The organism is Methylobacterium sp. J-026, assembly GCF_022829585.1.
In the GTDB taxonomy this organism is placed as follows: Bacteria; Pseudomonadota; Alphaproteobacteria; order Rhizobiales; family Beijerinckiaceae; genus Methylobacterium.
This window is the reverse complement of record NZ_JAKSYC010000349.1, coordinates 26,420-35,500: the sequence shown is the minus strand read 5'-3', so window position 1 is coordinate 35,500 and position 9,081 is coordinate 26,420. Positions and strand designations below refer to the sequence as shown.

The 9,081-nt window shown below is 68.7% G+C and carries 7 protein-coding genes and 1 pseudogene; 7 read left to right on the top strand and 1 reads right to left on the bottom strand.

The annotated features are described in order from the left end of the window. Both MKK69_RS30235 and MKK69_RS30230 read left to right on the top strand, forming a co-directional pair. Positions 1–498, top strand: a pseudogene (locus MKK69_RS30235) (hypothetical protein); the annotation flags it as partial. 165 nt (positions 499–663) lie between these two features. Then, positions 664–1,671 (top strand): alpha/beta fold hydrolase, encoded by a 1,008-nt coding sequence (locus tag MKK69_RS30230; RefSeq protein ID WP_243973865.1) that lies wholly within the window; start codon positions 664–666, stop codon positions 1,669–1,671. A gap of 446 nt (positions 1,672–2,117) precedes the next feature. Here the strand turns inward: MKK69_RS30230 and MKK69_RS30225 are convergent, their stop codons facing one another. Continuing rightward, on the bottom strand, positions 2,118–3,293 hold the full coding sequence (locus MKK69_RS30225; protein ID WP_243973864.1) for an amidinotransferase: 1,176 nt from the start codon (positions 3,291–3,293) through the stop codon (positions 2,118–2,120). A 209-nt stretch (positions 3,294–3,502) separates the two neighbouring features. Between MKK69_RS30225 and MKK69_RS30220 the strand changes: the two genes are divergently transcribed. The 5 genes from MKK69_RS30220 to hpnK all read left to right on the top strand — a co-directional run bounded on the left by MKK69_RS30220 (position 3,503) and on the right by hpnK (position 8,955). Further along, on the top strand, positions 3,503–4,615 hold the full coding sequence (locus tag MKK69_RS30220; protein WP_243973863.1) for a flippase-like domain-containing protein: 1,113 nt from the start codon (positions 3,503–3,505) through the stop codon (positions 4,613–4,615). After that, complete coding sequence (locus MKK69_RS30215) at positions 4,606–5,241, top strand: phospholipid-binding protein MlaC (protein WP_243973862.1); 636 nt, start codon at positions 4,606–4,608, stop codon at positions 5,239–5,241. Before MKK69_RS30220 ends, MKK69_RS30215 begins: the two co-directional genes overlap by 10 nt. Positions 5,242–5,358: 117 nt before the next feature. Beyond that, complete coding sequence (hpnI, locus tag MKK69_RS30210) at positions 5,359–6,567, top strand: bacteriohopanetetrol glucosamine biosynthesis glycosyltransferase HpnI (RefSeq protein WP_243973861.1); 1,209 nt, start codon at positions 5,359–5,361, stop codon at positions 6,565–6,567. Between the two features lie 56 nt (positions 6,568–6,623). Beyond that, entirely contained in the window at positions 6,624–8,057 is a 1,434-nt protein-coding gene (gene hpnJ / locus MKK69_RS30205; RefSeq protein WP_243973860.1) for a hopanoid biosynthesis associated radical SAM protein HpnJ, read from the top strand. 55 nt (positions 8,058–8,112) lie between these two features. Beyond that, complete coding sequence (hpnK, locus tag MKK69_RS30200) at positions 8,113–8,955, top strand: hopanoid biosynthesis-associated protein HpnK (protein WP_243973859.1); 843 nt, start codon at positions 8,113–8,115, stop codon at positions 8,953–8,955. Positions 8,956–9,081: the final 126 nt, after the last annotated feature.

Sequence of the window (9,081 nt, the reverse complement as noted above, 5' to 3'; positions counted from 1 at the left end):
GGCGCGATCGCGGAACCGGCGCGTAGCCGGTACGACCAACTGCGTAGCAGACGGAATTGCTACGTCGCGAACAAGTTCGTCTACACGGAGGATGGCTTGAAGATGCTGTTCAACGACCCGGACGGTTCGGAGGAGCAAGCCGCCGCCGGATCACCGGGAGCCGGTGTCCCGACCGGCACGCGGCGTGGCGGTCGGCGGCACGAGGTCGAGACCGTCACGCTTCGCAGCTTCCTGCAAGCGGCGGAGGCGCCGGCCACGATCGATTACATGTGCATCAGCGCCGAGGACGACACCCTCGACGTCCTGAATCACTTCGATTTCTCCGAGCGCGCCGTCACGATGGTGAGCATCGCGAGCGGTGACGCGCAGCAACGTGAAGAGCTCGGCGCCCTGATGGCGCGCAACGGGTACGAGCATAGATTCAAGACGTTCTCGATCTCCGAAGACTGGTACATCAAGGGCGATAGGGCCGAGGCGTCGCGGCCGGCCTCGGCGTGAGGTGGAACGGCGGGGACGGCGCGGTCCCCCTCCCGGCGGCCGGCGCGGTCGAACCGGAGCGGTGACGGCTCCGGGCTCGATGCGTAGACAGGTCCGTTCGGATGCCCGATCTGTGCAGGCTGCGCGGCGTCCCGCGCCGCGCGCACACAGGCTCCGAGGCCACCCATGCTCCGACCCCTTCTCGCCGCTATCGTCCTCGTGCCGACAGTTCTTGCCGGAGCAGCGGCTCCCGTCGCCGCCCCGGCCTACGGCCCGGAACTCGAAGGCTTCGACTATCCCTTGCCCGTGCGGCGCTTCCCGTTCGCATCCCAGCGCCAGCCGCTCCAGATGGGCTATCTCGACGTGCCGGCCGAAACACCGAACGGCCAGACCGCGGTGCTGCTCCACGGCAAGAATTTCTGCGCCGCCACGTGGGAGAGCCAGATCCGGGCACTGACCGCGGCCGGCTACCGGGTGATCGCCCCGGACCAAATCGGCTTCTGCAAATCGAGCAAGCCGGCGGCCTATCAGTTCACCTTCCGCCAGCTCGCCGAGAACACGCACGCGCTGCTGGCATCGCTGGGGATCGAGCACCCGATCCTGGTCGGCCACTCGACGGGCGGCATGCTCGCCGCACACTACGCCCTGCTGTATCCGAAGGAGGTTGCCCAGCTCGTCCTGGTCAACCCGGTCGGCCTGGAGGATTGGAGCGCCAAGGGCCTCCCGCCGATCTCCCTGGAGCGCTGGTACCAACGCGAGCTGAAGACCAGCGCGGAGTCGATCCGCGCCTACGAGACCGCGACCTACTATGCCGGACGATGGGACGCCCGCTACGAGCCCTGGGTGACGATGCTGGCCGGCCTCAATGCCGGTCCCGGCAAGGAGGCGGTCGCCTGGGATTCGGCGCTGCTCTACGACATGATCGTCACCGAGCCGGTGGTGTACCGGTTCCCGCAGATCGCAGTGCCGACCCTGCTGATGATCGGCCAGAGGGATAACACGGCCATCGGCAAGGATCTCGCGCCGCCGGAGGTGCGGGCGCAGCTCGGCCATTATCCCGAACTCGGCAAGGCGGCCGCCCGGGCGATCCCGGGGGCGCGCCTCGTGGAGTTTCCCGATCTCGGCCATGCGCCGCAGATGTCCGACCCCGAAGGCTTCAACCGGGCGCTGATCGAGGGGATCGCGGCGCGTTGAGCCGGGGCCGCCCCTCCCCGCGGCGGCTGCCAAATCTCCACGACACTGTCCGAGGCTTAGCCCTCTGACAACGTGGCGTTATTCCGCTCCCCTGGCGATCCCGGGCTTGCCCGGGATTGCGGTGAGGGGTCAGGGGTGGTGCAGGCGGCCTCGCACCGCTCCAGCCGGCGCCACCCCCACCTCCAGCTCCTCCCCGCCGGGGCTAAGGGCCACACAGGTTTGAGGTACAAGTGCTGTCGTAGACCGCGCCGCGTCCCTCTCCCCTGCGGGCTACCGGATGCACACATCATCGACGCTAGAGGGCAGCGGCCGGACACAATCGCGTCTCCCTCCCCCGCAGAGGGGGGAGGGAGGGCGCGTGTCATCTCTGGAGCGGGGTCTGAAGTCCAGCCGGAGCGATACAAAACCCGATTTGCAAATCCGGACGCTGCGGCGGGGCGGTACGGCTAGAAGTACGACTTCAGCACGCCGCGGCGGCGGACGTCGAGGGTCGCGCAGTGGAACGAGCCGCCGAACGGGCCGTAGCTCAGGAACGGCGCCGGGATCGGGTCGAAGCCCCAATCCTTGAGCGCCTTGATCAGCGTCGGCTGGCTCTGGTCGACGACAATCTTCTTCTCGGTGATCGCTAGGACGTTGATCGAGGTCCAGGGCGAGCACATCGAGATCTTGCTCATGAAACCCTCGACTGGGTCGGGGCGGGGCGCGATCAGCACGTCCCATGTCTTGAGCACGGCCGGCAGCTTCTCGACGTCGACGTAGTCCGGGTTCACCAGCACCTTGCCGGGGGCCAGCGGCATGAACGACGAGTCGATGTGCATCGGCTGCGGGCAGCGGCTCTCGATCTCGTGGATGCGGAAGCCCGGGCCGAGGTGGCGGCGCAGCCACTCGATGCCCATCAGGTTGGTCACGTTCGAGCGGGTCACGAACAGGTCGCGGCCGCAGCGCACGAAGTCGGCCGCGTCGAAGACCGGCTCGAACTCGTTGACGGTGAACTGCATGGGCTCGCCGGCCTTCAGGTTCGGCACCCGGTAATCGTAATTGTAGAGGTCGTCGGTCAGCTGCGGCCGCGGCGCGGAGGTCCAGCGGGCGCCATTGCGAAAATACTCCTTGAACAGCGAGCGGTAGGCGTCGCCCTCGAAGTAGCGCGAGCGCCAGCACATCGGGCTCTCGATGATCTCGTCGCCGATGACGAGGTACGGGTCGCGCGGGCAGGCCACGCAGAAGCCCCGGGACGACCAGCGCGGTGCCTTGAACTTCTTCGAGAAGTCCACCGTGTCGGGACGGCGGACCTTCACGCCCTCGCCGGCCAGGATCGTGATGAAGTTGTCGAGCTCGGCCTGGGCCAGCTTCTTCATGAACTTCGGATACTTCCAGCCGCTCGCCAGCCGGTAGAACGGCTGCGCGGCGCGCGGCAGGTTGAAGATCACCGTGAGGTGGTGGGTCGGGATCGTGGCGCCGTCCAGGGAGCCGACGATCACCTCCTCCAGCGGGTCCCACTCGTTCCAGGCCATCACCGGCGATTGGGGAGCCGGCACGCCCGGTCCCGTCCTGCCCGGAAGGCCATCGGCATGCGTCTCCGCGGTCACGGCCTCCATGGCCGTGATCGGTGCTTCCCGCTCCATGACATGTGCCCCTTCTGCGACGTGCCGCGGCCTTATGCGTAGGCTCTCTGACCCCGCGCCGCTTTGGCCCCTACTGTGTCAAACGGGTGATAGACAGCGGTCATCCGTGCTGCAACGTGACAGAAACGTTCTTGGTCTGGCGGACCTATTTCTGCCGCGACCGTGGCTGATTTCCCGCATCAAGCCTTTTGCGAGCTTGAAAGTAGACCATGAAGCGCCTGACGACCTTGGCCTCGATCGCCGGTCTCTGCACGGTCGTCGGCCTGTTCATGTCCTCGGGTCTCGAGGACGTGTCGGCCGCCGTCGTGAGCGCCGGCTGGGGGGCTGCCCTGGTGGTGTTGGCCCGTATCGTGGCCGTCGCCTGGGCGGGCCTCGGCTGGCACGTCGTGTTCCCGGCGGGCACCGTCCGGCTCGCCGATTGCGTCTCGCTGCGCTTCGTGCGCGAGGGCATCAACACGCTGTTGCCCGTGGCCACCGTCGGCGGCGACTTCATCGGGGCGCGCCTCCTGTCCAAGCGCGGCGTCCCGGGGGCGCTCGCCGGCGCCAGCATGTTCGTGGACCTGATGACGCAGGCGCTGACCCAGCTCCTGTTCACCGTGGTCGGCCTCGTCCTGCTGGTCATGATCTGCGGTGACGGGCCGATCGCCCGGACGGTGGCGGGCGGCCTCGCCCTGGCAGTGCCGGCGCTGGGCGCCTTCTACCTGATCCAGCGCCGGGCCGGCCATCGCCTAATCCAGGGGCTGCTCAGCCGCTTCGCCTCCGGCCGCGAATGGCGCGCCTTCGGCGCGATCGACCAGCTCTATGACAGCCTGCGCCGGCTCTACGGCAACCACGGTCGCTTCGCCGCCGCGCTGGTGATCCACTTCGCCGGCTGGGTGATCGGGACCCTGGAGGTCTATGTCTGCCTGCGCTTCATGGGCTATCAGATCGACTTCGCGCAGGCGCTGATGATCGAGAGCCTCGCCCAGGCGGTGCGCGGTGCGGCCTTCGCGGTGCCGGGGGCGCTGGGCGCGCAGGAGGGGGGACTGATCGCCCTGTGCGGCCTGTTCGACATCCCCGTCGAGGCGGCGCTCGCCCTGTCGCTGGTCAAGCGCTTCGCCGATCTCGGCGTCGGCCTACCGAGCCTCCTGCTCTGGCACCGGATCGAGGCCCGGCAGCGCGTCGAGGCGCCGGAGGACGGGGATCCCCAGGCCGAGGCGGAGACCGGACGCGTGGCCCAGCGGGTGCTGCAGCCGGCCACGCTCGGTCCGTTCTACAGCTACGCTCCGCCCCGCATGGGGACGCGTCTCGGCGACGGCGAGGAGTTGAAGAAGTGCGCCTGACCCGCCGGATCGCCGCCGCCCGCTTCGCCGCCCCGGTCGCGGCCCTTCTGGCCGTGCTCGTCTTCGTCCCGGCCCCGTCATGGGCCGCGGACGATCCCGCCGTTCAAACGGTGCGCGACCTCTACGCCGCCTTCACCGCCGCCCTGAAGGACGGCCCCGGCCCCCTGCCCGCGCGGGTCGAGGCCGTGGGGCCGGCGATGGACAAGGCTTTCGACTTCCCCGCCATGGCCCGCGTCGCGGTCGGCTCGAAATGGGCGAGCTTCACCCCGGAGCAGCAGGCGGCGGTCACCGACGCGTTCAAGCGCAGCCTGACCGTCACCTACGCAAACCGCCTCGCACGCGCCGCCGGCGGCAAGTTCGACGTGACCCCGAAGGTCGAGGAGCGCGGCGCCCAGCGGGTCGTGGCGACCCGCGTCACCGCGGCGGACGGGGACGATTCCGAGGTCGATTTCGTCGTCAACGCCGGAAACCGCATCCAGGACGTCCTGCTCAACGGCGACGTGAGCGAGATCGCGGCCCAGCGCACCGCGCTCTCGGGCCCCCTGAAGACGGGGGGCGCGGACGGCGCCGTGAAGTTCCTGCGCCAGCGCGCCGACGGCATGCTCGCCGCCAAGCCGACCCCGTGATTGCCGACGCCGTGACTGCCGAGGCCGCAAGCTGCATAGACGGCTGGGCCGACCTGAACCGGCCGTTCGCGGCCATCGTCGCTTGAGGCGGCGGGACGATCGCACGGACCCGATTGGATGGATCTCTCCTCCCTGGCGTTGCTCGCCTCCTCGTGGCTCTCGCTGCTCTGCCTGATCCTGGCGGCGGCGGGCTGCCTCTACGGGCTGGCGGCCGCCTATTGTGCCGGCCGCTACGCGGCGCGGGCCGTGCCGGTCCTGGTGTCCGGCGCGCCGCGCCCCTCCGTGACCGTGCTCAAGCCGCTCTGCGGCCTGGAGCCGAACCTCTACGAGAACCTCGAAACGGTCCTGCTTCAGGATTACGCCGGCCCGGTCCAGGTGGTGTTCGGCGTCCAGAGGGCCACCGATCCCGCAATCGGCGTGGTAGAACAGCTGAAGCAGGCCTATCCCGAGGCCCGCATCGACCTCGTGATCGACGGCCGCCAGCACGGTTCGAACCGCAAGGTCTCCAACCTGATCAACATGGCCGAGCGGATCGCCCACGACGTGGTGGTGCTGGCCGATAGCGACATGGTGGTCCGGCCCGACTACCTGGAGCGCCTGGTCGCCGAACTGTCCCAGGCGGGCGTCTCGGGCGTCACCTGCCTGTATCACGGGGTGCCGGCCTTCCGGGGGCTGTACGACCGGCTCTCGACGCTGGCGATCGATGTCCAGTTCCTGCCCAACGTCGTGATGGGGTTGAGCCTGGGCTTGGCGAAGCCCTGCTTCGGCTCCACCGTCGCCTTCACCCGGGCGAGCCTCGAGGCGCTGGGCGGGTTCCGCAGCTTCCGCGACGACCTCGCCGACGATTACGCGATCGGCGCGGCCCTGCGTGGTCTCGGCGGCCGGGTGGTGATCCCGAGCTTCACCATCGGCCATACCAGCGTCGATACCGATCTGGCCGGCCTCTGGCGCCACGAGCTGCGCTGGAACCGGACCATCCGCACCGTCGATCCGGCGGGCTATGCTGGTTCGATCGTCACCCATGCCTTCCCGCTCGCCGTGCTGGGCGCCCTGCTGCCCGGCGGGGGGGGCGGCGCGCTGGTCGTCGCGGGCCTCGCCTTGGCCGGGCGGGTCTTGCTCTGCCGGCAGCTGGAGCGCGCCTTTGGCCTCGCCCCGCACCCCTACGGACTGTTGCCGATCCGCGACATCCTTTCCTTCTTGAACTTCTCCTGGGCCTTCGTGTCGGGGGCGGTGACATGGAAAGGTCACGATTATCACGTGGTTGCGGACGGTACCCTGATCCCGGATTCCGAACTCGGCCGCGATGCCGGCGCACCCACCCGCTGATTCCGGCTCCCGCGACTCCCGCCCTCCCCCGGCAACGCCCTGAGGCCTTGAACCCCATGCGCACGCTCTTCCTCCAGGCCCCCACCTTCGACGGTTTCGATGGCGGTGCCGGCTCCCGCTACCAGGCCAAGCGCGAGATCAAGTCGTTCTGGTACCCGACCTGGCTGGCCCAGCCGGCCGCCCTGGTGCCGAACTCGAAGCTGATCGACGCGCCGCCGCACAACATCAAGCTCCCCGAGATCGTGGCCCAGGCCAACGATTTCGACCTCGTCGTGCTCCACACCTCGGTGCCATCGTTCAAGTCCGACGTGAAGACGATCGAGGCGCTGAAGGCCGCCAATCCGAAGCTGATCGCCGGCCTGATCGGCGCCAAGGTCGCGGTCGATGCCGCCGGCGCCATGGCCCAGGCCCCGGTGGTGGATTTCTGCGCCCGCAACGAGTTCGACTTCACCGTCAAGGAAGTCGCCGACGGCGTTCCGATGGCGGAGATCAAGGGCCTGTCCTATCGCGATGCCAACGGTGTCGTGGTCCACAACGAGGACCGCGAGATCATGACCGATATGGACCAGCTGCCCTTCGTCACCAGCGTCTACAAGCGCGACCTGGAGATGGAGAAGTACTTCATCGGCTACCTGAAGCACCCCTACATCTCGTTCTATTCGGGCCGGGGCTGCAAGAGCCGCTGCACCTTCTGCCTGTGGCCGCAGACGGTCGGCGGGCACACCTACCGCACCCGCTCGGTCGCCCACGTGATCGAGGAGATCAAGTACTGCCTGAAGGAGTTCCCGCAGACCAAGGAGTTCTTCTTCGACGACGACACCTTCACCGACAACCTCCCGCGTGCGGAGGAGATCGCCCGGGAACTCGGCAAGCTCGGCGTGACCTGGTCGTGCAACGCCAAGGCGAACGTTCCGCGCGAGACCCTGAAGGTGCTCAAGGAGAACGGCCTGCGCCTGCTGCTCGTCGGCTACGAGTCCGGCAACCAGGCCATCCTGCACAACATCAAGAAGGGCATGCGCGTCGAGGTCGCGGAAAAATTCACCCAGGATTGCCACGAGCTCGGCATCGCCATCCACGGCACCTTCATCCTCGGCCTTCCGGGCGAGACCAAGGAGACGATCCAGGAGACGATCGCCTTCGCCAAGCGGATCAACCCGCACACGATCCAGGTCTCGCTGGCCGCCCCTTACCCGGGCACCTTCCTGTACAAGCAGGCGGTGGAGAACGGCTGGCTCGACATCGAGAACGCCGAGCTCGTCGACGAGAACGGCGTGCAGGTCGCGCCGCTGCACTACCCGCACCTGTCGCACACCGAGATCTTCACCTCGGTGGAAGAGTTCTACAAGAAGTTCTACTTCCGGGCGCCGAAGATCGCCTCGATCGTCAGCGAGATGGTGCGCTCGCCCGACATGATGAAGCGCCGCCTGCGCGAGGGCGTGGAGTTCTACCGCTTCCTCAAGGAGCGTCAGGGTACCGCCAAGGCGGCGTGACGTCAGGGGTCCGGGGCTCTGCCCCGGACCCATCGACTCCCGTAACGAGGTTGTTGTGAAGCGTCTGGTCGTCACCGCGGACGATTTCGGGCTGAGCCCCGAGGTCAACGAGGCCGTCGAGCAGGCCCATCGCGACGGGATCCTCACCGCGGCGAGCCTGATGGTCTCGGCGCCGGCGGCCGCCGATGCCGTGGCCCGTGCGAAGCGGATGCCGTCCCTGCGGGTCGGGCTGCACCTCGTCCTGGTCGAAGCTTGGCCGACTTTGCCGGCGGCGCAACTCCCCGACCTGACCGATGCCGCCGGGCTGATGCGCGCCGACATGGCTCGGGTCGGCCTCGACCTTGCCCGCAAACCCGCAGCACGGCGCCAACTCGCCGCCGAGATCACGGCGCAGTTCGAGGCCTACCAGGCCACCGGCCTGCCCCTCGACCACGTCAACGCCCACAAGCACTTCCACGTCCACCCGCTGATCGCCGGCGCCGTGCTGCGCATCGGCCGCGGCTACGGCATGCGGTCGATCCGGGTGCCTCGTGAGCCCCGCGAGCTGCTGCGCCGGGCCGAGCCCGGCGCCCGGCCCCGGGCGGCCCTCGACATCGCCCCCTGGGCGGCCCTGCTCGCCGTGCGCGCCCGCCAGGCCGGCCTGCTGATCCCCGATCGGACCCTCGGTCTCGCCTGGTCCGGTGCGATGACCCCGCCGCGGGTGGCGGCGCTCCTGGCCCACCTTCCGGATGGCCTGACCGAGCTCTATACCCACCCGGCCACGACCGGCGGTTTTCCGGGCGAGGCGCCGGGTTACCTCTACGCCGCCGAGCGCGATGCGCTGATCGAACCTGCCTCCCGAGCAGCTGCCGATGTGTCGGGCGCGCTCAGGGGCGGGTTTTCGGACTTTTTGGGGTGACCACTTATCGAGCCGCTTCGCTCGTGCCGTCGCCGCGGATGTCGGCGCCCGCGACGCACGGTTCTGGGCCGGAGGCGAAGGTCCAGTGGCGCGGCGTAGTCCTGCCCACCATGATGGACGGGTTGC

Coding starts and splice junctions, on each gene's coding strand:
- MKK69_RS30230 (WP_243973865.1), top strand. CDS start 664: ATGCTCCGACCCCTTCTCGCCGCTATCGTCCTCGTGCCGACAGTTCTT.
- hpnI (WP_243973861.1), top strand. CDS start 5,359: ATGGATCTCTCCTCCCTGGCGTTGCTCGCCTCCTCGTGGCTCTCGCTG.
- hpnJ (WP_243973860.1), top strand. CDS start 6,624: ATGCGCACGCTCTTCCTCCAGGCCCCCACCTTCGACGGTTTCGATGGC.
- MKK69_RS30225 (WP_243973864.1), bottom strand. CDS start 3,293: ATGGAGCGGGAAGCACCGATCACGGCCATGGAGGCCGTGACCGCGGAG.
- MKK69_RS30220 (WP_243973863.1), top strand. CDS start 3,503: ATGAAGCGCCTGACGACCTTGGCCTCGATCGCCGGTCTCTGCACGGTC.